The organism is Campylobacter sp. RM16188, from assembly GCF_012978795.1.
GTDB lineage: Bacteria > Campylobacterota > Campylobacteria > Campylobacterales > Campylobacteraceae > Campylobacter_A > Campylobacter_A canis.
Map to the genome: position 1 here is coordinate 17,309 of NZ_LIWQ01000013.1, position 24,816 is coordinate 42,124.

Sequence of the window (24,816 nt, forward strand, 5' to 3'; positions counted from 1 at the left end):
TCTCATCCAATATTTTGTATATCGTAAATAAACATTCCTTGCATCGAATCTATACCGATGTTTTCAAGCTTGGCTTTTTGTTCGCCGTTTTCAACCCCGATTGCTATGATCTTTATCTCTTTGCTTCTCATTATAAAGTCAAAAGATTGCTTTTGCTCGGAGCTGCTCTCGCCGAGAAAATCTATCAAATTTCTAGCCGGAATTTTAACATAATTCGGACTTATATCCTTAAGTCTTTCAATACTTTTGGCATCAAATCCAAAGTGATCAAGCCCAAGTCCAAAGTCAAATTCGCGAAGTTTTTGATGAAACTTAAGCATTATTGACATATCCATATCGTCTTTATTTGGAATTTCTATAAAAATTTTGCATTTAGCGTGCTGTTTTATCCTGCGTAAAATAAGCTCAATCTCCGCAAAATACTGAGTCGATGAAAGAACATCCTTACCTAAATTTATAGATATAGCCGAATTTGGCAAGCTGTCTTCTCTAAGCATATTTGCAACTTTGTTTAACACGTATAAATCAAGTTTTGCGGATAAATTCAGCTCATTAACCATCGGCATAAAATAGCTTGCCATTTGCCATTTGCCGCTATCATCGACAAGCCTTAAAAATAGCTCGCAATGCTCAAGCTCAGGAGTGCTTGAGACGATCTTTTGTCCTGCAAATTTAAACATATTGTTTTCAAGAGAGCTTGTTATAAGCGATCTATACTGGTCTTTGCCAAGCAAAATTTCGCTATTGCTCTCATAAATTTTGATACTGAAATTCCCGCTTCCTTTAGCTCTTGCAAGAGTTATATCGGATGTTATCAAGATAGTTTTAAGGTCGCTACTTGGAGCATAATCCACAACCGAGCCGTTAGCAAAGCAGTCATCTCCCCTGATATTAAATTTGGCAAATTCCTGTCTTATATCAAGCAAAATTTCCTTGCCAAGCTCTGCGGTTTTAAATGTCGTAAAGCTTGGAGCCACGACGATAAAGTCATTTTCATTAAGTCTAGCGCAAAGCATATCTTTAGAGTGAGCTGATATCGCGTTTGCAACACAGACTACTAAATTCTGCCATTTTTCAAAGCCTAAATCCTTTTTAAGCTCTCTTAAATCCTTGCATGAAATCATCATCACAGAGCCGCTTGAATACTCTTCGCTAGATAAAAAATCACCGAATTTATTCTGAAAATACCTTCTGTTAAATAGTCCTGTCTGATCGTCCTTATAAAGCAATTCTTCATACCTACTAAGAGTCTTTGCTCCTTGTTCAAATATGTCTTTTACTTTACCTACCATGCTATTCATGGCTAAAACCATACGTTTTATATCGATAGTAAATGGAACTTTATCCTGAATAATAAATCTATTTTCAAGGATAGCTTCAGCCTGAGCTTGAACTTTTCTAAGAGGAGTAAATATAAATTTAAGCCCAAAATAGCTTAATAAAAGCGCTAAAAGCATCATTGAAAATAGTATATAAAATACGTTTTTAACGATGTTGTATAGTTCGTAATACGCAATGCCGGTATTGCTTTGTACGTAAAGAGTGCCGAATTTACTCCAGCCAAGCATTATCTCGCTACTTTCAATAGGAGCATCAAGCTTTATGTTTTTAACAAACCAGCTAGGAACGCCACTTACTACGGTAGGCTGAGAACTTTCTACAAGAGTATTGCCATCCACGTCAACAAGCTTTATCATCGAATAGTATCCGCTGTCAAATATCGAATTTATCATAACTTCTACGCTTGATATATCCTCCAAATCGCCAACGGATTTTATAGCAAGTCCAAGAGAGTTGGCGGTGTGCCTTGCGTTTGTACTAAGCTGAGTTGCGATGTAGTTGTTTATAGTAGTAAAATTTAATATACCCACAGCGATAAATAGCAACAACCCAAACGATATAATTGCCAACATAATCTGTTTAAAAAGTGTCATTAACCATCCTCTTTCATTCTATCAATCAAATTTAGCCATTTTGGATTTTGCTTTTTATTTCCCCCGGGAACCGCCTGTCCCAAGCCCTCTTGCTTGGATAAAAATAGCGAATCACCGTTAAAGCTATAAACAGGGATTAGATCTTTTCTCTGTGTGGCTATTTTAATCTTTGAAACTATATTATCTAAAACTAGAGGAATTGATTTTGGACTATCATAATAAGACAAAACCATATGAGCTTGGTTAAACTCAACGGCTTTAACGTAAGTAAAATAAAGCTTTTCGGTAGGAACTCCGAGTTGTTTTAAAGTAAAATATTTTGCCGTAACGAAATCTTCGCAATCTCCTGCGCCTTTACCTAAAAATTCCATCCTCGTAGCCCAATAGTCCTTCTGATTCCAAACCTCTTTATCGTCTTTCCACATAAGCTGATTAAAAAAATCATTAACCTTAACTAGCTTCTCTTGCTCACTAGCGTCTTTTAACTCAACCATAAGCTTGTTTAGTCTGATTACTCTTTGTTTTGCATTATCGCCGTAAATTTTAGCGATCTTTTCATAAGTGGCGGCTTTGATGAATTCATTTTCAGCCAGAAGTGTAAATAAAAAAAAGGCACTCATTAAGAGTGCCGTATATATAAATTTGTCCGTAATCAGACGGCGAATCATCCTTGACTCTTGCTTGTGCTTAGATATTATTTATTAAGATCGTCTTGGATAGAGCAAGCGCCTTGGATATATTTTTTAGCAAATCCAGGCTCGAAGCTATCCGTTAGCATACCCATATTATCAAGCAACCTATACTTAGAGTATAAAAGTGCGCTTTTTGTATTTATCATCTCTTCAAGAGCGTTGTTGTACTCGCTTTCAGCGTCAAGAAGGTTGATAAGATCGCGTCTTCCTATTCTAAATTCATCTCTATAAGAATCAAGTGTCTGTTTAGCGTAAGCAACGTGTTTTTCTAAAAATTTAATCTTTTCTTGATTTAAAACATATGTCTGCCATGAGAATTTAAGACTCTCTGAAAGATCTCTTTTTACGGTTTCGATAGCGTGCATTGATTCAGTAACGGCTAGCTTGCTCTTTTCTTTTTCTAGCTTGTCGGTATTTTTGTTATAAAGGTTATATTTAAGTCTTAAGAGCACGTCATATTTTGTGTCTTTATAATCATCATAGAATACGTCATTTTTCTCATATCCGGCAGATGCTTCAAGATCAAGTTTCGGTCTAAACGGAGCATTTTTCTCTCTTACGACAGATTGTGCCATTTTCATATTTGCATCTTTTAAAAGAACAGTAGGATTACATCTCATAGCCGTTGCATAAACCATCTCTTCTGTGGCAGGAAGAACTTGGTCAAACACAGGAGTAGTAAGCATGGCTGCATCCACTCTAGCGCCATATAGCTTCTCAAACGTAGTAAGCGCATCAAGATAGTTATTTTCCTGAGAAACCAAATTCGCTTGAGCTAAAGTCAGACGAGAACCAGCTTGTCTCTCTTCCGAACCGCGAGCAAAGCCTGATTGCGTTCTATCTTTAATTTGACCGTAGATGCCTTGGTGAGTCTTTACATTAGCTCTTGAGATATCAAGAAGCTCTTTATTTCTAATTACTGCTAGATACGCATCAACAACTTGAAGCATAAGTCTATCTGCTTTTTGAGCTATGCTGTAAGCTGCCGCGTCAAGTCTGTGGCTTTGAGATTTTATTCTGTTTTTATCGGCACTGCCGTTATATAAATTTTCTACTAAAGTAACGCCTGCCGTTAGCTTTTTACCACTTCCTTTTTGAACGGTTATGTCGTTATCTATCTTTTCTCTTTCATATCCGTATGTTCCATACGCATCCAGAGTTGGGTAGTAGGCATTATTTGCTATATTTAGATCTTTTCCTACTTGCAAATAAGCAAATTCCGTCTCTTTTAAATTTGGGTTATCCTGCAAAACAGTTCTTACGGCATCCAAAAGAGAGACTTTATCACCCGATGTAACCGATGTATTTTGATTTGCAAACAGCACGACCGAAGCCACTAAACTCACTAAAGCGATCTTTCTCATAATAAATCCTTAAATTAATTTTATACTTATTACTATCTTGTTACAAATTAACATTTTAGCTTACATTAATATAATATCTAAAATTTATTTAATGTTTTTTTAAATTTACACTATAAATTTTAAACTCAAAGCGCCCTAGCTATCAAATCTATCGGGTTTTCAAATTTAACATTTGAGCCGTGAATATGAAGCGAATTTGAAATTTGCATCTTGCACGCACTACACTCCGCACTTACGAATTTCACGTTAAGCTCATCTATCATGCCTACTTTTTTAAGACCTGCAGCACGGCTTAAGTGGTATTTTTCGGCTTGCATGGTAACTCCACCAAATCCGCAACACTCATTTGGGTCGCTCATCTCTACTATATCGTAATTTTGCGCCAAAAGTTTACGGGGCTCTTTAAAAACACCTTGCATTTTTCTTGCGTGGCAAGGATCATGGTAGGTTATACTCTCAAGCTTCTTACCCTTACTTGCCAAAATTTCAGCCAAATTTGTCCGGTTTTCAAGATATTCGGTGGCAAGGAAAATTTTCTCGCTTATCTTTTTTGCTCGTTCTCTCCACTCGTCGTTATCGTGAAAAAAGTGCTCATAGTCGATCTTAACCATCGCCGAACAGGTCGCTTCCGGTATGATTATCGCATCAAGCTTATCAGATAAGCTCTCAAAATACTCGATATTTCTTTTTGCAAGCACCTCAACAGTGTCAAAATCACCCGTAAAATATGCAGGCGCACCGCAACAGGCTTGCTTTTTCATCAAATTTACATTTAGTTTTAGTTCGCGAGCTATCTTCAACAAACTCTCGCCGATACTTGTATAAGCATAATTCCCCATGCAACCGATAAAAATTCCTATCGTTTTTTCTCCGCCGTTATCTATAAATTCAGGATGCGAGTTTAAAAAGCTCTTATTTGAAGCGGTAGGGAAAAGTCTCTCTTTTTTTACCATAGGAAGGCTAAAACGCGGTGTCATAGTGTTTTCTTTGATCTTAAACGCACAGCTTTGAAACACATAACCAAGCCTAGCGCAAACATCCATGATAAAGCGATGTCTAAGTAGCCAAAAAAACATCTTTTTATACCAAGCTATACCAAATTTTTGCGCTAAATTTCTGCGCACGTTTTCTATAGCGGTATCTACCCTAAGCGAATTTGGGCAGACATCAACGCAATTCGTGCACAAAAAACAGCTCTCAAAGATATTTTTAGCATTCTTATCAAGCTCCAGCTCGCCTCTTTCATAAGCCCCAAGCAGATCCAAAAACCCGCGCGGAGATGTAACCTCATCACTATTTATGTTGTGTATCGTGCATACTTGGATACATTTGCCGCATTTTACGCACTTATCTGCAATTTCACTAAACTTATACATCATACGGTCTTTGAAAAACGTCTTAAATTTTCAGGAATTTGCTTTAAATAAGCATCAAAGCACATCGCTATATTACGGATTATAAGCGTTCCCGTCTCATTTACGCTGATTTTTTCAGGCGTTACGGTTACAAATTCGCTTAAATTTTCAAGCTCTTTTAAATCATCCTTAAAATACTCAAAAAATTTCACGCCGAATTCCGCTTCAATCGCCTTGATATCAAGCGCAAAGTTACTCATCAAGCTCATTATCACAGCCTTTCTAATCAAGTCATCTTCGCTTAGATAAATTCCCTTCATGTAAGGCAAAACTCCTCTATCAATCGCGGCTTCATACTCGGGCATATCTTTGAAATTTTGCGCATAGTGGCGCTTGCACTCGCCGATACTTGTTAGTCCGATACCGATAAGATCGGCTCCGCCCTTAGTCGTATATCCTTGGAAATTTCTATGCAAAGTTCCGTTAGCAAGTGCGGTAAATAGCTCATCATCAGGCTTTGCAAAGTGATCCATACCTATCATTTTATAGCCGTTTTTGATAAAAAATTCAGCCGTGTATTTTAAAATTTCAAGCTTGGTTTTAGGGCTTGGCAGAGTCGCTTCATCAAATTTACGCATCGTCTTTTTAAGCCAAGGCACGTGAGCATAGTTAAACACCGCAAGACGATCAGGATCAAGAGTTAACGTCATATCAAGCGTGCGCTTAAAGCTATCTAAAGTCTGAAGTGGCAAGCCGTAAATAAGATCCATGTTTATGGATTTTATACCCATCGCGCGCGCCATTTCAATGGCTTTTTTAGTAACTTCATAAGGCTGAATTCGGTGAATTTCTTTTTGAACCCTATCGTCAAAATCCTGCACGCCGTAACTAATGCGATTAAATCCATGTCCAACAAGCACGTCAAGCTGAGCTTGAGATAAAAACCTAGGGTCTATCTCGCAGCTTATCTCAGCCTCTTTTGAGTAGTTTTTAAATTTCGCCTTTATCGCTCGGATGATCCTATCAAGCTGCTTGTCGTCAAAAAACGTAGGCGTTCCGCCGCCAAAGTGCATCTGCAAAACTTCCGCGCTAGTATCAAGGTGGCGAGATAAAATTTCAAGCTCTTTTTCGACATAGTCGATGTATCTTTCTTTCTTATCCTCTTTGCTCGTATAAACTACGTTACAGCCGCAAAAATAACAGGCCGAACGGCAAAAAGGCAAATGCAGATATAGCGAAAGCGGGCGAGTTTTATCGCGATTTTTAAGCTCTCTTATATAATCATCATAAGTGAATTTATCGCTAAATTCGGGCGCAGTCGGATAACTCGTGTATCTTGGTCCGGGGCGTGAATACTTCACATACGCGTCAAAATCTACCATTAGGCTCTGTTCCTTTTCTCCATTAAATCCTCCATATCTACAAACAAATTCGGATGCTCTTTTTTGATATTTTTTACTAAATTTTCCAAATTTACATCTAGGCTTCTCTTGCCGTTTTCTTTGGCTGCGATCTTGCGAATTTCATCCATTACGACAACCCAAACGTCACTAAAATCAACAGGCACGTTTTGCCAAATCGTCTTTTCAAGTTTAAGCTCGAAATTCTCTTTTTGTAGCTTGCGGTGGCTCTCAATAAGCTCGGTTAGGGATTTTACCGAAACCATGGTGTGTAAATTTTGATTTTCGTCTATGCCAAACCACGGCTCAACACCATTCCAAGTGCCGCTTTTTAGACTCAGGCTCATTTGATTAGGATTGCTTGTAGGGATTATCTCAAATACCGTCTTTTCGCTCTCGTCTATGCCAAGCTCGCTGCTTATCTCATCGATTTTTTTATAAGTATCTTTTAATTTTTCATCTTTGTTGTTCATATTATTTCCTGTTCTTATCAAGCCAGACCATTACGCCTTTTTGTGCATGAAGGCGGTTTTCCGCCTCGGCAAAAATTTCATCCGCATGCGCTTCAAAGACCGCTTCGCTCACCTCATATCCTCGGTAAGCAGGCAAGCAGTGAAGAAAAATCGCGCTGTTTTTGGCTAGCTTCATCAAATTTTCATCCACGCAAAATCCCTCAAAGTCTTTTATGCGTCTATCCTTTTCGGCTTCCTGACCCATCGATACCCAAGTATCGGTCGTAACGACATCTGCGCCGCTAACGGCTTCTTTGATATCTTCGGTTAGATAAATTTTAGCTCCTGAAATTTTAGCGTTTTGAATGGCTTTTTCTAAAATTTGCGCATCAGGCTCGTAGCCTTTTGGCGTAGCTATCCTAAGCTCAAATCCAAGCTTGCTCGCAAGCATAAGCCACGAATGAGTTATGTTGTTGCCATCACCGACATAAGCGACTTTTTCGCCGCTTGAAAACTCAAGCATAGTTATATAATCAGCCATAAGCTGCACGGGATGAAATTTATCGCTAAGCCCATTTATAACGGGAACTTTGCTAAATTTTGCAAACTCTTCAAGCGTTTCGTGTTTATTTACCCTAAGCATCGCCATATCAGTCATCGAGCTAATAACTCTTGCCGTATCTTTTATCGGCTCGCCGCGACCTATCTGAAGGTCGTTTGCGCTTAAAAACATTCCCTTACCGCCAAGCTGATGCATACCCACTTCAAAGCTGACTCGCGTTCTGGTTGAGCTTTTTTCAAATATCATGGCTAGAATTTGATCTTTTAGATAGGGTTTATAAATTTTAGCCTTAGCTTCGCTTTTTATCTCGCGAGCCAAATTTATCATCTGTAAAATTTCATCTTTGCTAAAATCATCAAGCGTCAAAAAATGTCTCATTCATCATCCCTTTCGCACTTAAATTTATCAAATTTCAAATGCCGCCGATCTTAAATTCATCTTTTAAAAATTTCGCCTTAAAATTTCAGCCGCCTCTTTTGCATGATAGCTGATGATAAGGCTTGCGCCCGCTCTTTTAAACCCTAGTAAAGTCTCCATCATCACGCGTTCATAGTCAATAACCCCTGCCTTAGCGCCAGCTTTTAGCAGTGCATATTCGCCGCTTACGTTATAAACACAAACAGGAAGCAAAGTGGCGTTTTTGATCTCACGAATCACGTCAAGATAGGCAAGTGCGGGCTTAACCATGAGTATATCGGCCCCCTGAGCCTCGTCTTCAAGGCTTTCGTTTATCGCTTCCAGGCGATTTGCGGGATCCATTTGATAGCTTCTTCTATCACCAAAGCTCGGTGCGCTCTCAGCTACATCGCGAAACGGCCCATAGTAAGCCGAAGCAAATTTGGTCGAATACGCCATAATCGGCAAATTTTCAAATCCCTCTTCATCAAGTGCTCCACGAAGAGTAGTGATGATACCGTCCATCATACCGCTTGGAGCGATCATATCGGCACCGTTTTTAGCATGTATTATCGCTTGTTTGGCTGAAATTTCAAGCGTGGCGTCGTTATCTATAGTCTCATGAACGTGATCTAAAATTCCGCAATGTCCGTGGTCTGTGTATTCGCAAAAGCATAGATCGGTCACAACTACAAGATGCGGAAATTTATCCTTTATCGCCCTTAAAGCCGTAGCTATGATGCCGTCGTTGCTTAAAGCGTCGCTTCCTATGCTGTCTTTTACGCTTGGAATTCCAAATAAAATAATCGATTTTATGCCTAAATTTACAACCTCTTGGCACTCTTTTAAAATTTCATCCAAACTCATCTGAAAAACGCCCGGCATCGAACTTGTGTCTTTTTTTATGCCGCTACCCGGCACCACAAAAAGCGGATAGATAAAATCACTTACATCTAGTCTACTTTCTCTCACCATATCGCGCATCGCAGGAGCTAGTCTTAGTCTTCTAAAGCGTTTAAACATATTTTTCCTTTTCTTTGATACAATATCGTTTTATAAGTGTAACATATTAGGAGTTAAATTTCGATGAATATAGAACTATCCGAAGCTGCAAACCTCCCTTCACGTTTTGGCATGTTTAGAATACAAGCATTTAAAGAGGGCGAGAAGGAGCACTTGGCGATATTTAAAGCGCCTTTTAAAGAGATTGTAGATGTGAGAATTCATTCAGAGTGCCTAACCGGAGATGCGATAGGAAGCCTTAAATGCGACTGTAGAGATCAGCTTGAAGCAAGCCTTAAGCATATAGAAGAGCACGGCGGCATGGTTATATACTTGCGCCAAGAAGGGCGTAATATCGGGCTTTTAAACAAAGTAAACGCTTACCATCTGCAAGATTTGGGATTTGACACGATAGAGGCAAACCACCAGCTTGGATTTAAAGCCGATGAGCGTACTTATGAGATGGTTGATTTTATCCTTAAGCACTTTGATATAGGCAAGATAAATTTACTTACGAACAACCCTGAAAAGCTAGCCGGTCTTACGAGTGTTCAGATCGTTGAAAGGCTGCCTATCGTCATTCACGCTAATAAATTTAACGAAGGCTATTTGAGAGTTAAAAAAGAGCAGATGGGGCATATGCTGGATGAGTAAATTTGAAATTCCGTCAAATTTCAACGAACAAATAGATGAATTTGAGCGAATTTTACATAAATTTAATAAAATCCACAGCCTAACAAATTATAAAAACATCAAAGAGATCGTAGCAGACAGCATAAAACCGCTTGAATTTATGAAATTTTATCCGCGCGTCGCTATTGATGTGGGAAGCGGTGCGGGATTTCCCGCTATATTTTTAGCTCTTATTTTAAAAGATTGCGCTTGGACGCTCTTTGAGCCAAATTTAAAAAAAGCTTCGTTTTTAAGCTACGTAAAAGCCGCTCTTGACATCTCAAATTTAAGCGTTAAAAGCGAGAAAATAGAAGCTTCACAGCCCTTTATAGCAGAGCTCATTACATCGCGAGCATTAATGAAGACAAAGGAGCTTATAAATTTATGCGAAGGGTTTTACGATAAAAACACTCAATTTTTGCTATACAAAGGAAGTAGCGTAGAGAGCGAGCTTGATGGTGTTAAAGCCAAAATTTATAACGACAAAAATAGAAATTACGTATGCATAGGTGAAAAATGGTAACAAAAATTTTAGCTCTAGCAGTCGTTTTGCTGCTAGTTTATATAGTATTTTTTAAAAATAGAAAAAAAGACGCAAGCGATACAAAAGAGATAGAAAATTTCGTAGAATGCAAGGAGTGTGGCACCTTCGTAGAGGTAAAAGAGGCTGTTTTAAGTAGTGGAAAATATATCTGCAAAGATTGCATAAAAGGCTAGTTAGCAATGAAAATCATAGGACACGAGCTTATAAAATTTGAACCGTTTTTTGAGTGCTTAAAAGAGCAAGACATCAGCTCTGATCACGAAAATTTATTTTCCTATAACAAGCTCATGATAAAGCACGCACAAAAAATGGGGGCGAATTTTAGTTTAAAAACAGATGATATAGTGCAGACCATCCTTGCCAATGCGGCCGGGGCTAAATTTATCATCGTGCCGTGCGAACTTGCAAGCAAAGCCGCTAAAATAGCGCAAAACTATCTGTTTGACGCGCAAATAGCAGTCATCATCAAAGATGAGCGCGAGATAGAAGCTTTAAGCGAAGCGGGCGTGGACGCGGTGATATTTGAGAAGGGAATTTACAATGGAGATATTTAAAACTACATTTTTAATGGTTGCACTAATGCTACTTTTTGTCTTCGTGGGCGGCATGATAGGCGGGCAGCAGGGCATGCTCATCGCCTTTGTCGTGGCTGTTGGAATGAATTTTTTTAGCTATTTTTTCTCAGACAAGCTTGTGCTTAAGCGATATAGAGCGGTAGAGGTTCAGGAAAACGACGCCCAGGGGCTATTTGAGATAGTTCGCAAATTAACCGCAAAGGCAAATTTACCGATGCCAAAGGTCTATATCATACCCGAGCAAGTTCCAAATGCATTTGCCACTGGCAGAAATCCCAAAAACGCTGCCGTTGCGGTAACTGAGGGGCTTTTAAATTTACTTGATAAAAACGAGATAGAAGGGGTTTTAGCTCACGAGCTCTGTCACGTTCGCCACTACGACATCCTAACAGGCTCGATTGCCGCAACGATAGCGGGCGCGATTGCCATACTTGCAAATTTTGCTAAATTTGGAGCAATGAGTGGAAACAACAGATCAAATAATGCAAACGGAATTTTGATGATAGTAGCGGCGGTTGTAATGCCGATAGCCGCAAGCGTCATACAAATGGCGATCTCAAGAGAGCGTGAATACAAAGCAGACAAAGGTGCCGCTTTGCTTACCGAAAATCCACAGTGGCTGGCAAGTGCGCTAAGAAAGCTTGAAAACTACTCCAAAAACTACGTGATGAGAGATGCTGCGCCCCAAAGCGCACATATGTTTATAGTAAATCCGTTTGGAAGTATAAAAAACACTCTCGGTTCGCTATTTCGCACACATCCAAGCACGGCTGATCGCATAGCAAGACTTGAAGAGCTTGAAAGAAATTTGCGCTAGATTTTTAAAAAAGTAATCAAATTTGGGCTAGAACAAGCCCAAATTTAAAATTTATTGCGCTCGCAATCTTCCTTGCTTACTTTGAATTGATAGAAGAAATTTCCGTTTTCAAGAGTGTAGCGATACTCCATCACGACACCTAAATTTAGCATCGCTCTAGTATCTTCAGCAGCACATGCAGATCTCATAACGCCTTCGTGTCTGATTTTCTTCTCTTGCTCGATAGCTTGCCAACTAAATTTACTAAATTCGGCCTTTGGCGTATCAAAAACCTGATAGCTGTAAACAAGCTTATTTCCAAAGGCTTGGATATTTTTAAAAGTGATAGAATCGCTTAGTTTTTTCGGTAAATTCGGCGATATATCAACCTCTATGCTTTTTGCGATTTGCTCAGGCGAGTGATCGCTCTCGGTCGGCATCTCGCTTGGCGGCATAGCCATAGCCAAAACCCCGCAAATTGACGCAACTAAAATCTTTTTAATCATATTTTCCCTTTATTTTTGAAATTAATCTTTGTATTTTAGCCTTAAAATTTAAAAAATACGATTAATTAAGCCAAGCTTGATCATATTTTTCATTAAACAAATCGCCTATTAATACTCGGCGAAAGCTTTACTAAGATTTCATACTCTATCGTATCAAAAAATTTCGCCCAAATTCGCGCGTCTTTTATCACGCAAACTCGCTCTCCGCCGTTTTGAGCAGAAAAGTTATCCATAGACATCTTGCCTAAAATTCGCTCGCCGCTTGCTAAATTTAGCTCTCCCACTCCGTCGTATCGTAAAAGTCCATCACCATAGCCAAGGTCGTAAGTTGAGATTTGCATATCCTCTTTGGCGCAAAATTTGCCGCCGTATCCAACTCCCTGCCCCGCTTTTAGCATACGAGAGCTAATCCTATCGGCATAAAGGCTTAAAACTCGCTCAAGCTTTAAACTATCATCAAACTGAGCGTAGCCGTATTGAGCGATGCCTACTCTTACGAGCTCATCATCAAGCTTGCCAAATCTCTCAAGTCCTGCAGAGTTATGCGAATGAAAAGTTAAATTTTCCTTACTTTCGCCGCTAAATTTCATGATAAGCTCTTTTGCGGTTTTGAAATTTTCTCTTTGCACGAAATAATCGCTACTTACCTCATCCGCCGAGCGAAAATGCGTATAAGCTCCGCATACTCTAAGTCCTCTTTGGCAAGCCGTTTTACAGGCGAGCTCTATCTCGTCTATGACGATACCGTTTCTGTGCATGAGCGTATCGATAGCAAAATGAACTCTTGTGCCGTGTTTTAAGATATTTAAATTTGAAACGTCATTTACGGCATAGATGAATTTTTCGCTCTCTTGTCCCGTAGGAAGGTGCGAAAGGATAAGGATTTGTTTAAAATACTTCTCTATCTGTCTTGCTTCCGTTTCGTTTTTAACGGCTGCAAATTTCACACCGAATTTTGCAGCTTCACAAGCGATTAAATCCACTCCATGCCCGTAGGCATTGTCTTTAAGCACCAGTATTACACGCTCTTTTCCGCCCGCTTTGGCGCAAATTTTAGAAAGGTTATTAAGATATGCGGCGCGATTTAATAAAATTTCAGACATTAAATTTCACGCCGTAAGCTTCATATACATCGGGCAAAAGCTTTCGCACACCGTAATCATAAGCGTAAAATTTCGCATAAATCGCCTTTAAATCGCCATTTTCGCACTTGCTAAAATCAAATACGTCAGTGCCTTTTATCTTTGGCACCTGTTTATCAAGCTCGGCGAAAAACTCGCTACGAGCCTTTAAGATCGCTTCTATCTTAGACTTTACAATTTCACTTTTTTCTTGCATTTTACCTCTCCGTTATGATCTTTGCTTTGCCGTTTTCAAGCCTTACATAAAGCTCCTTTTTGCCGCTAAATTTATGCGACGGAGCTTTATAATCCTCATGAAAAATAACTCTATAAATTTTTAAATTTTCCACATTCGGATAGGGAGTAACGGCGAAATTTGAGAATTTTATCTCTTTTTGTTCGTTTTTGGCAAAAATTCTCTTTTTAAATTTCACAAATTCACTAAAATTCATCCCGTCAAACCGCACAAAATCCTTGGAATAAAATTTCAAATATCTATCTATATCATTACTCTTCCAAGAGCTCTTCCAGCTAAACACAAGCGCCATTATTTGGGCTATATCGTCATCATTTGCAATGGTATCATGCCTTTCATCGATAAGCACCAAAGCGCTAGCTTGTATGACTTTGCCGAATTTCAAAAGTCTATCGTTATCCATCGCCACACAGCCTCTTGTCCTAATCTCATTATCGCGTCTGCCGTCCATGGGAAAGCCATGTATCCAGATACCGCTGCCTGTTTTTTTAGAGATTTTATCAAGCAAATTCGGATACGAAAGTTCAAATGCAAGCGGTCCATAGTATCGATCCGGCGGGGTGAAGCGACTCGTGATATCATATACGCCCACAGGAGTTTTTAAATCACCCTCTTTTTTCTTATCGCCCTTTTTGCCGGTGATTACGTTTTGAGTAAATTTCTCGTTTAAAACGCCGTCTTCATAAAAAAACGTTCGCATATCTTTCGTGTGTTTATTTACCGTGATTATCGTAGTTTTAGCTTCATAATAGCCAAATTTCAAATCCTTGCCGACAAATTTATCCTTCCAGTAACCGATATCTTTCAAATTTTCCGTGCTAGCAAAAGCAAAGACGGCAAGCGTGCAATATATAAATAATTTTTTCAAACAAAACCCTATGCAGTGATAATAAAAAGCCCAATTATAGCACAGCGAGTTTAAATTTTAAAAAATATATTTTCTGATATAATTTACATTTGTTAATAAAATTTTAAAAGGGTAAATGATGAAAAAAATAGCGTTATTCTGTGCTTTGACCTTGGCTTTTTGCATAGCAAATGCCGAAGGTATCGAAGTTTCAAACGCTTTTGCAAAAGCCACTCCTCCGCATGTAAAAAATAGCGCGGCTTTTATGGATATTAAAAACAATACGGACAAAAACATAAAACTGATCGCGGCAAGCTCAAACATCTCCAAAACCGCCGAACTGCACACTCATAAGCACGCAGAAGGCATGATGCAGATGATTCAGGTCGATGATATAGAAATTCCTGCCAAAAGCGAGGTAAGCCTCAAACCCGGCGGACTTCACGTGATGTTTATGAATATATTTGCGCCCGTAAAAGACGGCGACAAGATAGACATAACGCTTGAGTTTGACAACGGATCAAAAGTTGAGCTTAAAGATGTGATTGCCAAACCGGTTATGAAAAAAAATATGAGCAAGCACTAAGATGAATAAAAAAATTATAGCCGCACTCATTTTTGCCGTAGCCTTTGTGGCGGGTGGATTTTATCTGTTTAGCGAGAAATCACAAAATCAAGAGAGCGAATTTGCCGAAATTGATACGAATTTAACTCCGCTTGAATGCGACATGAACTCAAATTTTTCATGCCCTGTCAAATTTAAAGGCAAAACGATAAATTTCAGCCTCTCGCCAAGACCTGTTTATGTGATGCAGCCCGTGTCCATGTGGATAGAGGGGCTCAATGAGCTAAATTTCAAAGAACCGAGTCTAGAAATTCACGGTGTAAATATGGAAATGGGCGTGATAAAAGCCAAGCTCGAAAAAAGAGAAAACGAATATAAAGCCGATGTTGTGCTAAGCGCATGTATAATAAGCCTGATGAGATACCGCTTTGAAGTGCTTGACGGAGGCAAAAAAACAGGGCTTTACATAGATTTTGACTTAAAACAATAAGGAGCCAAGATGAAGCTTTTTTCTTCGATCGTCGTGTTTATAATGATCATCTCCGCAGGAGTATTTTTAGGCATCAAATACGCAAACGGAGGAGTTTACAACTTCAGCGCCAAGAGCGTTAACGGCGACGTAACTCTAAAAAGCTTTGAAGGTAAATATAAAATCATCTACTTTGGCTTTGGCTCCTGTCCTGATGTCTGCCCTGCTACGCTTGGGCTTGTTAGCAGCGTACTTGGCGAGCTTAAAAGAGATGATATCGTAGTGCTTTTTATCACGCTTGATCCCGAGCGCGATACACCGCAGGCGATGGATGAATACGCCAAATACTTCTATCCCAACTCCTACGGACTTGTCGTGGATAATCTAAAAAAAGTAACTCAAACTTACGGAGCCAAATATAAAAAGATAAGGCTTGAAAAATCGGCTATGGATTACTCGGTAGCTCATAGCTCTTCGATATATCTGCTTGATAAAAAAGGTAAGCTCGTAAACGAAGTTTCAAATTTAACCATAGAAAACATAAGAGATAGCATTAAAGAGCTGATAAAAAACTAATAATCCTCATCATGCATTTCATCTGATATAACATATATAATGCCTACTAAAAGCAGAGCAAGAAGTGCGGCTAAAATAATCTGAAGCATTTAATCCCTTAAATATAATCTAGTAATTATATCACAATTATTTTCCCTAAAAATAAGTTATAAATTTTGGCATATTTATTTAATGAACGATAAAGATTTTATTTATTAAACAGCCAATCTTAGATGGTTTATCACTTTGATAATATAAATAAGTTTTATAGAGATATTAAATTTAAGCTTTTAAAAATTTATTAAATTTACAAGAAAAGCAGGATAAAATTCAATGTATGAAAAATACTTTTAAAGAGCTACAAAAAATAATAAATAAAACTAAAAATTTAAGAAACAAAACAATAAAACAAATTTTAATAACTTCAAATTTACCTCAAATTTCACTAACTGCAAACAAAATTTTCAAAACAAATTCACACAAAAAGGAGATCAAATGCTTGGCGTCATCATCGGTTCGGTAGTGCTATTTATCGTGGGCTGGGCGATTATCAAGGGTAAATACGCTCCGCTAACGCTATTTTTATCAGGCGTATTTATGCTTATTTGTTCAATCGTTCTTCAAACTGGCAAATTCATGCCTAAAAAAGCTACGCCTACAGGCAACGAATACCTAGATATCATAGAATACATCAGGTATATGTTTTCAGACCGCATGGCTGATCTTGGACTTTTAATCATGTTCATGGTAGGTTTTGCAACCTACATGACGCATATCGGAGCAAACAGCGCATTTGTATCGCTTACTACGGGGCGGCTTGCAAAGATAAAAAGCCCGTATTTTATGATATTTGTGGCATTTGCCATAGCAAAACTTATAAGTATGGTTATCACAAGTGCCGCAGGTCTTGGCGTGCTTTGTCTTGCGCTTCTTGGGCCTATTCTTATCTCACTTGGACTAAATAAACTCACAGTTGGCTCGATCTGCTGCATGTCAGGTGCGGCTTCTATGGTACTAATAGGCGCTTCAACCGCCGCTTCGGCCAAGGCTACTTCGCTTTCGCTGCTTGATTATGTATTTTTGTACAAAATTCCAGCCGCCTTGCCGACTTCCATAGTAATCGGCATCGCGCTAGTTTTTTGGAATAGATATCTGGACAAAAAAGAGGGCTGGGTGCCTAGCGAGCATGTAGGCGATACGATAGAATTTGACGAAGCGACAAAACCTCCTACGGCAAGTGCGCCTAAAATTTACGCCATATTGCCGTTTTTACCGATGATATTAGTCGTGGTATTTTCCGAATACTGCTTAAAATCAATAAAGCTAAACATCTCGGCTATCATCTTGCTTTCAGTCGTTATCGCGATGTGCTTTGAAGCTATAAGGCATGGATTTAAATTTGATCCTTTAGCGGAGGGTCTAAAAGTCTTTTTACAAGCCATGGGGCGCAGTTTAAGCGGAGTGGTTGCTCTAATTATCGCAGCAGGAGTATTTGCTCAAGGATTTAAATCCCTTGGCATGCTTGATAGCATTGTAAGTCTTGCAAATACGCTTGGGCTTGGAGGATTTGGCATGTCGGTCGTATTTGTGCTCATCACGACTGTAGTTGCCATAATCGCTGGCTCAAATGGAGCTAGCTTTTATCCTCTTGTCGAGCTTGCGCCTCAAATCGCAACCAAACTCAACGTAAGCCCCGTGATGCTCGTTCTTCCTATGCATCAAGCTTCAACTATCGCGCGCCCACTATCGCCTGTTGCAGGAGTGGTGGTAGCCATAGCAGGAATGTTAAAATGCAACCCGCTAAGTCTGGTAAAACGCTGCTCGGTTCCTGCCATACTGGGACTTATCAGCCATCATATATTTGTATTTTTACTTGTGCTTTAAGGAGTGGTGATGGAGGAACAAACCCTGCCGCAATGGAGCTTTGATGATGCTTATGTCGGTTTTGAGCATGAGAATTTTGCTCGCTCACTAAAAGGCGCAAAGGATATAATAAACAAGGCTTTGAGCCTGATTCATTCAAAGGAATTTTTAGCTAAAGATCTTGCAGGGCTTTATGAGGATGGCTTTGACAAACTATCTTCTTTAAAGGCGTTTTGTCGCTGCAAGATGAGCGAAAATACTAAAGACGAACAAGCTATCGCGATGGAGTCAGAAATTCAAAGCGAAATTTCAAAACTTGAGATGATCAAGCAAGAGATGATGGCTAAATTTAGCAAACTAAGCGATGAAGAGTGGGAAAAATTTGGACTTTCGCACTGGAAATTTTACTACGAAGAGCAAAAAAACAGCTGGAGTCAAAATTTAAAAAATAAAGAAATTTTTAGCGAGCTTGAGCAGAGCAATTTCACGCCTGTTTATGGAATTTTTACTCATTTAAATAATCTAATAGATATTAAGGCTGCTGATAGCTTGGGTGAAACAAAAAGCTACGGCTTTGCAAAGTGCGCGGGAATTTTAAAAGGTTCGCCAGACGGCATCCTTCGCCAAAACGTATTTAACGAACTTAGCAAACATTATCAAAAGCATGCGCCTGTTTATATCGATGCTTTAAATATGCTGCACGGATTTAGGCAGGCCAAATTTAAAGATGCCAAATGCGATATTTTCCTGCCGAGTTTTGAGCAAAATAAAATAAGCCCACAAGCCGTAAATGCTATGTACTGCGCACTTGAGAAGAGAGCTGGCAAGATAAGAGAGACTGTAACGCTAAGAGCAAGCTATCTTGGCAAAGAGCGTATGAGTGCGTGCGATCTGCTGGCGCCTTCGCCGTTTTCCGGCAAGTCGCAAATTCCTTATACTGAGGCAATAGATACTATAAAATCGGCTTTAGGCGAAGAAATTTCACAATTTATAAATTTGATGCTTAAAAATCGCTGGATAGAAGCAAGTGCAAAAGAAAACAAAGCCGCGGGCGCCTTTTATACTAGATTTAACGAGCTTAAGCAGGCTAGAATTTTTTCTAGTTACATGGGCACACAAGCTCATATGATACAGCAGGCCCATGAGCTGGGGCATGCGTGGCACTACTGGATAATGCGTGATATGCCAAGCATTCAGACGGAATTTCCTATGAGTTTAGCCGAAATCGCAAGCACGTTTAACGAAGCTGTACTGAGAGAATACATAAAGAAAAACGCAGACGAAAATTTGCTATTTGATATCCTTTGGCAAGAGCTTAAATCGGCTGCAAATTTCATGCTTCATATTTCGGTTAGATATAGCTTTGAGACTGATTTTATAAAGGCTAGAAGCAAAGGCTTGGTAACGCCACAAGAGGCAAAAGAGATGATAAAAAACGCTTGGCAAAAGTGGTATGGCGATAGCACGCAAGATATGGAGGAGTTTTTGCCGTATTTTAAGCTGCATTTTTATAAAACCGATCAATACATCTACAACTACCCTTACACGGTCGGATATCTCATATCGCAGTTTTTGATAGAGAAATTTAGAGCTAAAGAGCCCAATTTCTTTGAAATTTACAAAGCTTTTTTAAGAGATACTGGTAAAATGAGCGTAGATGATATCATCAAAAAACACTTTGATAAAGATATAAAAAACAGCGAATTTTGGCTTGAATGTATCGATAGTGCACTTGGTTATGTTAAGGAATTTAAGGGGCTAAATAAAAGCAAAATTTAAAATTAGTATTTTACCTGTAGAAAACATTTGAACGGCTCTTATTTGAGGATATCAAAGTGATTGATGTGTAGTAGTTTTTTAATTTTATGAAAAAAGAAATTATCAATTAATATATACCTCTAATTAAAATTTTTTGACCTTCGGAGTAGTAGTGCAAAATATATTTGGTAAATTTAAGCTTATTTCTAAAGTATAAATTCATATCAAATGCTATTTTACTACTTAAAATAGACTATTTTATTAGTTATAAATTAAAAAGCGATAACTATTTTTAATACTATTATTTTCATAGTTTTTATGAAATATTTAAACTTTTTTTAGTTATCATTATCCGTTTTTCAAAGGAGATAAATTGTTTTCATCGTTTTTTAAGAGCAGAAAATGGGCGTGGTGGGCATATCTTGGAGTTTTATTTTTACTCCTTTCGCTTTATATACAAACAGATATAAACGTAAAGATAAACAACTGGTACAAAGAATTTTACGATATGCTTCAAAAGATAAAAGATCACGACATAAATGATTTTTGGAGTAGCATCAAAGATTTTTGCTATCTTGCGTTTCCGTATATTTTTATCATCACGATCACAAATTATTTTACTAGAATTTGGACGTTTAAATGGCGCGAAGCTATGACTTTTGACTACCTGAAGTATTGGAGAAGCGTAGAAAAAGATATAGAAGGCAGCTCGCAACGTATCCAAGAAGATATTTATAGATTTGCAAGGATAGTAGAAAGCCTGGGGCTTCAAGTAGCTAGAGCCATCATGAAGCTAATTGCCTTCATACCGATACTTTGGGGTCTTAGCAAGGGCGTTGATATACCTTATCTAAAAGACATTCCCGGCTCTCTTGTGTGGATAGCTCTTATAGTTAGCGTAGGCGGTCTTGTCATATCTTGGTTTGTGGGCATTATGCTTCCGGGGCTTGAATACAACAACCAAAAAGTCGAAGCGGCTTTTAGAAAAGAGCTGGTTTATGGAGAAGACGATAAGAAAAACTACGCGCACACGGAAACTCTAGCGGAGCTTTTTACGGGGCTTAAATTTAACTACAACAAGCTATTTTTGCACTACGGGTATTTTGATGTGTGGATCAACTTCTTTAGGCAACTTATGGTGATAGTTCCGCTTATCATTATGGGACCGGGACTCTTTTCGGGACTTATCACGCTTGGCATTATGATGCAGGTAAATAACGCATTCTCGCAGGTTAGAAATTCATTTTCGGTCTTTATAAACAACTGGACTACTATCACCGAACTTCGCTCTATACACAAACGTCTAAAAGAATTTGAAACAAATATCGGATATAGACATCGGCAAATTTCAAGCGGCGAGTAAAATTCTTGCCGCTTTAACTTAAATTTAATCCAAATTTGACTTATTTAAAAGCCTAACTAAATTTATCGGCATTATAAATCCTCATTGCGCATTGATATTAAATTTAATGAAGACTATTGTAAATCCAATCTTAAAATATAAATTTAAAAAATATTTTTATTATTGACTGCTATTTTTAACTCTTTATTAAGTCTTTTAAATGTATATTTGTATTACATTTACTTATATACCAAGGAGGCTTAATGCAAGAGACAAAAGATACCAAAAAGCTGATTATCGGCACCGTCGCTTTGATAGCGGCTATAGTTTTCTTTGGCGGCTTCACCAAAGATATTGCAGGCGGAATTTTTGACTTCAGTAAGCTCACGGGTCAATTCCCCGAGTGGTTTAAGACTGCAGGCGGAACTAGTGCAAAAGGCGGATTTTTATTTGCATTAAGCCTCGTTCCTAGCGTTATGCTTGCGCTTGGATTTGTTGCGATATTTGAAAGATACTACGCTTTATATGCAGCTTCGGCTTGGCTTACTCCTATCTTAAAACCTATGATGGGAATCCCTGGAGCTTGCTCGATATCGCTTATGGCAAGCACTCAAAGCACCGATGCCGGTAGCTCTACGGCGAAATTTTTGCGTCAAGAGGGCAAGATGACACATAAGGAGCTTTTGATATTTGCTGCGTTTCAATTTAGCGCGGGAGCTATGATTACGAATTTCTTAGCATCTTTTGCGCCGTTGCTTGTGATACCGGATAAAAACGGGGCTTTAGCGCCCGCTTCTATCGCGCTTTGCCTCGGTATAATCTTTGTTTTTAAAGTTTTTGGTGCAAATTTAATGAGACTGTACGTCAAAAAATTCGTAAAAGACGACGAGGATGAAGTATGAGTGATAAAACAAACAATAAACTACTAACGGACGTATTTGTAGAGGGCGCAAGAAAAGGTTGGGATATCGCTATACACAACACTATCCCAAATGTTTTGATGGCATTTGTCATCATATATATACTAAACGTATCCGGAGCTCTTAAAATCATAGGAAACTACCTTGGCTTTATCATGGTGCCGCTTGGGCTTCCGGGCGAATCCATAGCCGTATTTATGGCTGCGTTTTTAAGTTGGGGAGGCTCGGCGGGCGTGCTTGTAGCCTTGGTTCAAGCAGGCACGTTAACCGCAGGCGACATAGCCGTATTGCTTCCAGGAATGGCGCTTGTAGGCTCAACCGTGCAGTATATGGGTAGAGTTTTGGGCGTGCTTGGAATTCCGGGCAGACACTATGCGGTGCTTTTTGGAATTTGTATCCTGAACGCCTATCTTGCGATGTTTGTAATGAGCATCATCGTCTAAAAGGAGTCATGATGAAACAAGAGGAGTTGGCTCAATTTTTAGACGAGCTTAAACAGCTAACACAGATAGAAAGCCCTACTTCGCATATAGAGGGCGTAAATTCGGTCGCAAAATGGTTCATAGATAAAGCAAATTCGCTAGGGTTAAAGCATAAGATAATCAAGCTTGACAGCGACAAAGTAGCTGATTGCTTGCTGATATCAAACGATCCTGAAGCGCAAAATTTTGACATACTTTTTGTGGGGCATATGGATACGGTTTTCCCTGTCGGCTGGGGTAAAGATGTGCCTTTTAAAGAAAATGACGGCAAGATAAACGCACTTGGCGTGATAGACGATAAGGCGGGCGCTTTGCTATCTTTATACGTCATAAAGGACCTTGATCTAAGCAAGCTTAATGTGGCGGTATTTTTAAATTCCCACGAAGAAACGGGCTCAAATTTCACGAAAGATCAGATAAGAGAGTATGCCAAGAAGTCAAAATACTGCCTCGTGATGGAGCCTGCCAGAGAAGACGGCTCGATGGTAGCAACCAGAAAGGGTATGATAGCTTATACTATAGAATTTCACGGAGTCTCGGCGCACGCAGGAAATCACCCTGAGCGCGGTCGCTCGGCGGTAGTTGAGGCGGCGAATTTCATAGTGGAGCTTTCTAAATTAACCGACTTTAGCGCGGGACATACCTTTAACGCCATAATGACAAACGGCGGAACGGCGCAAAACGTAGTGCCTGATTTTGCTTCGGTAAATTTTGAGATGAGATATAAATTTGCCTCTTCAGTTGAGTTTTGTAAGCAAAAGCTGGATGAAATTCTAAGCAAACCCTTTGTGCAAGGCGTAACGCATAAGATAACCTTAACCAATGACGAAGGTCCTATGATAGATGAGGTAAATTTGCCAAAGATCAAAGCGGTGTTTGACGAAGTCGCAAAAGAAAGCGGAGTCAAAGTAAGCTGGGTCGATGCAGGCGGATTAAGCGACGGCAATATCGCATCTTCGGCGGGTTGCCCTACTATAGACGGACTTGGACCTACAGGCGGAAATATGCACTCAAAGAGCGAGTATCTGGTCGTGGATTCGGTAGTGCCAAAATGCAATCTTATCTTAGACGTCATTAAAAAGATAGTATAAATTTACTTTAGTAAAAGGGCTAAATTTAAATGCTCTTTTACTAAAATTTCTTGCAATTTCATACAAAAAAATAATTAATAATTAATAAAATAGCTTGTATAATAATTTTAACGGATTTTATACAGTATACAAACCAAAGGTATATGACTTTAAATTTATACTTAGCGGAACACGAAAATGATAGCTTATGATAAATTAAAAAAATCTCTACATCATACATCAAAAGCGCCATTTTATTTCTGGCTTATTCTAGTCGGATTTCTTATACATGTAGTATTTGAGTTTATATTTTTATATAACGGCAATAAGCTGATGATGACTTATAATATCATTAGTATAATCGTATTTGGCGGGGCTTTGAAATTTTTACAGCGGCACCAAAAGATAGCCGTACTTACCTGTTTTATAGAAGCGACTGTTTTTATAACCATTTCAACGATAAATCTAGGTTGGCATATGGGCTTTCAAACTTGGTTCGTGCCGTTTATAATCCTTTCCATAACGGTTCCTTTTAAAGAGCGTGGAGTGTTTTATTCGCTAGGAATTATTCAATCGATCCTATACATATACTTATACTTTTCAGCCAATCTTAAAATCCCTATCCTGCAGATAAATTCAGCCGATGATCTGCTGGTTAGGCTTAATATAATCTTTGCATTCATACTTATATTTTTCGTAGAGAGGGTGCTTAAAATTTCAAAAGCTATGGAGATGGTGTTTTTAAAAAATGAGATCGAGCATATAAAAAATATCGTAAAAACCGATGAACTTACGGGGCTTACGACAAGAAGACAGATGAACGATATACTAAAAAGTATCGATATGACTCAAGAGAAAAACGAGGGAAATTTCTATCTAATTTTTGGCGATATAGATCACTTTAAAGCGGTTAATGACACCTACGGACATGAGTGCGGAGATGTCGCACTGGCTGAGATATCGGCTATTTTAAAAAACGAGTGCAGAGTAAATGACATAATCTCTCGATGGGGTGGAGAGGAGTTTTTGATACTGATTAAAAGTGCGGGCAAAGAGGACAAGCTAAGCAAAGAAAAAGTCGAGAAAATTTTAAATCGTATCCGCAAAAAAATAGAGCAAAAAATCATAAAATACGAGGATATAATATTTTCGGTAACTATAACTTTTGGCGGTGTGAGTTCTTTAAATTTTAACAATATCCAAGATATGATCAGAGCAGCTGACGAGCAGATGTATATAGGCAAGAAAAGTGGCAGAAACAAGGTTGTTATACAGTAAACGCTACATTTTTTCTGCAAATTCCAATGCTTGATGCAAT

At 38.7% G+C, this 24,816-nt stretch carries 27 protein-coding genes; 15 read left to right on the top strand and 12 right to left on the bottom strand.

Annotation, left to right across the window (positions count from 1 at the left end):
- Positions 1-2: 2 nt before the first annotated feature.
- From CDOM16188_RS08550 to hemB, 8 genes are all read right to left on the bottom strand, one after another.
- Positions 3-1,934, bottom strand: a complete 1,932-nt coding sequence (locus CDOM16188_RS08550) for a LapD/MoxY N-terminal periplasmic domain-containing protein (protein WP_172201369.1) — start codon at positions 1,932-1,934, stop codon at positions 3-5.
- Entirely contained in the window at positions 1,934-2,554 is a 621-nt protein-coding gene (locus CDOM16188_RS08555; protein ID WP_172201371.1) for a transglutaminase-like cysteine peptidase, read from the bottom strand. The genes CDOM16188_RS08550 and CDOM16188_RS08555 overlap by 1 nt, the downstream gene beginning before the upstream one ends.
- A gap of 74 nt (positions 2,555-2,628) precedes the next feature.
- Positions 2,629-3,990, bottom strand: a complete 1,362-nt coding sequence (locus CDOM16188_RS08560; RefSeq protein WP_172201373.1) for a TolC family protein — start codon at positions 3,988-3,990, stop codon at positions 2,629-2,631.
- Positions 3,991-4,115: 125 nt separating this feature from the next.
- On the bottom strand, positions 4,116-5,366 hold the full coding sequence (locus tag CDOM16188_RS08565; RefSeq protein ID WP_172201375.1) for a (Fe-S)-binding protein: 1,251 nt from the start codon (positions 5,364-5,366) through the stop codon (positions 4,116-4,118).
- Entirely contained in the window at positions 5,366-6,727 is a 1,362-nt protein-coding gene (gene hemN / locus CDOM16188_RS08570; protein WP_169940643.1) for an oxygen-independent coproporphyrinogen III oxidase, read from the bottom strand. The genes CDOM16188_RS08565 and hemN overlap by 1 nt, the downstream gene beginning before the upstream one ends.
- On the bottom strand, positions 6,727-7,218 hold the full coding sequence (locus tag CDOM16188_RS08575; protein ID WP_172201377.1) for a DUF2603 domain-containing protein: 492 nt from the start codon (positions 7,216-7,218) through the stop codon (positions 6,727-6,729). Before CDOM16188_RS08575 ends, hemN begins: the two co-directional genes overlap by 1 nt.
- 1 nt (position 7,219) lies before the next feature.
- Positions 7,220-8,137, bottom strand: a complete 918-nt coding sequence (argF, locus tag CDOM16188_RS08580; protein WP_172201379.1) for an ornithine carbamoyltransferase — start codon at positions 8,135-8,137, stop codon at positions 7,220-7,222.
- A gap of 63 nt (positions 8,138-8,200) precedes the next feature.
- Positions 8,201-9,178: a porphobilinogen synthase gene (gene hemB / locus CDOM16188_RS08585; protein ID WP_172201381.1), complete on the bottom strand. Its 978-nt coding sequence runs from the start codon at positions 9,176-9,178 to the stop codon at positions 8,201-8,203.
- Between the two features lie 63 nt (positions 9,179-9,241).
- Between hemB and ribA the strand changes: the two genes are divergently transcribed.
- The 5 genes from ribA to htpX are packed head-to-tail and all read left to right on the top strand — an operon-like array spanning position 9,242 to position 11,765.
- Entirely contained in the window at positions 9,242-9,811 is a 570-nt protein-coding gene (gene ribA, locus CDOM16188_RS08590) for a GTP cyclohydrolase II (protein WP_172201383.1), read from the top strand.
- Positions 9,804-10,352 carry a 16S rRNA (guanine(527)-N(7))-methyltransferase RsmG gene (gene rsmG / locus CDOM16188_RS08595; RefSeq protein ID WP_172201385.1) on the top strand — a complete coding sequence of 183 codons (549 nt, stop codon included), beginning with the start codon at positions 9,804-9,806 and terminating at the stop codon, positions 10,350-10,352. The genes ribA and rsmG overlap by 8 nt, the downstream gene beginning before the upstream one ends.
- Positions 10,346-10,546, top strand: coding sequence for a PP0621 family protein (locus tag CDOM16188_RS08600; protein WP_172201387.1), 201 nt, complete (start codon positions 10,346-10,348; stop codon positions 10,544-10,546). The genes rsmG and CDOM16188_RS08600 overlap by 7 nt, the downstream gene beginning before the upstream one ends.
- A 6-nt stretch (positions 10,547-10,552) precedes the next feature.
- On the top strand, positions 10,553-10,927 hold the full coding sequence (locus CDOM16188_RS08605; RefSeq protein ID WP_172201389.1) for a hypothetical protein: 375 nt from the start codon (positions 10,553-10,555) through the stop codon (positions 10,925-10,927).
- On the top strand, positions 10,914-11,765 hold the full coding sequence (gene htpX / locus CDOM16188_RS08610) for a zinc metalloprotease HtpX (protein ID WP_172201391.1): 852 nt from the start codon (positions 10,914-10,916) through the stop codon (positions 11,763-11,765). Before CDOM16188_RS08605 ends, htpX begins: the two co-directional genes overlap by 14 nt.
- Positions 11,766-11,809: 44 nt before the next feature.
- Here the strand turns inward: htpX and CDOM16188_RS08615 are convergent, their stop codons facing one another.
- From CDOM16188_RS08615 to CDOM16188_RS08630, 4 genes are all read right to left on the bottom strand, one after another.
- Entirely contained in the window at positions 11,810-12,250 is a 441-nt protein-coding gene (locus CDOM16188_RS08615) for a hypothetical protein (RefSeq protein ID WP_172201393.1), read from the bottom strand.
- A gap of 92 nt (positions 12,251-12,342) precedes the next feature.
- Complete coding sequence (locus CDOM16188_RS08620; protein WP_172201395.1) at positions 12,343-13,353, bottom strand: alanine racemase; 1,011 nt, start codon at positions 13,351-13,353, stop codon at positions 12,343-12,345.
- The gene (gene cmeU / locus CDOM16188_RS08625; protein ID WP_172201397.1) at positions 13,346-13,588 is read right to left on the bottom strand and encodes a CmeU family protein; all 243 of its coding nucleotides are present in this window, start codon (positions 13,586-13,588) and stop codon (positions 13,346-13,348) included. Before cmeU ends, CDOM16188_RS08620 begins: the two co-directional genes overlap by 8 nt.
- Before the next feature lies 1 nt (position 13,589).
- Positions 13,590-14,495: a L,D-transpeptidase family protein gene (locus tag CDOM16188_RS08630; RefSeq protein ID WP_172201399.1), complete on the bottom strand. Its 906-nt coding sequence runs from the start codon at positions 14,493-14,495 to the stop codon at positions 13,590-13,592.
- Positions 14,496-14,613: 118 nt separating this feature from the next.
- Here CDOM16188_RS08630 and CDOM16188_RS08635 point away from each other — a divergent pair, with 118 nt between their 5' ends.
- From CDOM16188_RS08635 to CDOM16188_RS08680, 10 genes are all read left to right on the top strand, one after another.
- Positions 14,614-15,060 carry a copper chaperone PCu(A)C gene (locus CDOM16188_RS08635; protein ID WP_253908171.1) on the top strand — a complete coding sequence of 149 codons (447 nt, stop codon included), beginning with the start codon at positions 14,614-14,616 and terminating at the stop codon, positions 15,058-15,060.
- A 1-nt stretch (position 15,061) separates the two neighbouring features.
- Complete coding sequence (locus tag CDOM16188_RS08640) at positions 15,062-15,529, top strand: hypothetical protein (RefSeq protein ID WP_172201403.1); 468 nt, start codon at positions 15,062-15,064, stop codon at positions 15,527-15,529.
- A 9-nt stretch (positions 15,530-15,538) separates the two neighbouring features.
- Complete coding sequence (locus CDOM16188_RS08645) at positions 15,539-16,084, top strand: SCO family protein (protein WP_172201405.1); 546 nt, start codon at positions 15,539-15,541, stop codon at positions 16,082-16,084.
- A 474-nt stretch (positions 16,085-16,558) separates the two neighbouring features.
- Positions 16,559-17,947 (top strand): C4-dicarboxylate transporter DcuC, encoded by a 1,389-nt coding sequence (gene dcuC, locus CDOM16188_RS08650; RefSeq protein ID WP_172201407.1) that lies wholly within the window; start codon positions 16,559-16,561, stop codon positions 17,945-17,947.
- A 9-nt stretch (positions 17,948-17,956) separates the two neighbouring features.
- Complete coding sequence (locus CDOM16188_RS08655) at positions 17,957-19,705, top strand: peptidase M3 (protein WP_172201409.1); 1,749 nt, start codon at positions 17,957-17,959, stop codon at positions 19,703-19,705.
- A 352-nt stretch (positions 19,706-20,057) separates the two neighbouring features.
- A complete protein-coding gene (locus tag CDOM16188_RS08660) occupies positions 20,058-21,047 on the top strand; it encodes a putative transporter (protein WP_172201411.1) in 990 nt (329 codons plus the stop codon).
- 242 nt (positions 21,048-21,289) lie between these two features.
- Entirely contained in the window at positions 21,290-21,928 is a 639-nt protein-coding gene (locus CDOM16188_RS08665) for a nucleoside recognition domain-containing protein (RefSeq protein ID WP_172201413.1), read from the top strand.
- Positions 21,925-22,389 carry a YjiG family protein gene (locus tag CDOM16188_RS08670; protein WP_169940683.1) on the top strand — a complete coding sequence of 155 codons (465 nt, stop codon included), beginning with the start codon at positions 21,925-21,927 and terminating at the stop codon, positions 22,387-22,389. The genes CDOM16188_RS08665 and CDOM16188_RS08670 overlap by 4 nt, the downstream gene beginning before the upstream one ends.
- A gap of 11 nt (positions 22,390-22,400) precedes the next feature.
- Positions 22,401-23,519, top strand: coding sequence for a M20/M25/M40 family metallo-hydrolase (locus CDOM16188_RS08675; RefSeq protein WP_172201416.1), 1,119 nt, complete (start codon positions 22,401-22,403; stop codon positions 23,517-23,519).
- A 177-nt stretch (positions 23,520-23,696) separates the two neighbouring features.
- Positions 23,697-24,776, top strand: a complete 1,080-nt coding sequence (locus CDOM16188_RS08680; protein ID WP_172201418.1) for a GGDEF domain-containing protein — start codon at positions 23,697-23,699, stop codon at positions 24,774-24,776.
- Positions 24,777-24,816: the final 40 nt, after the last annotated feature.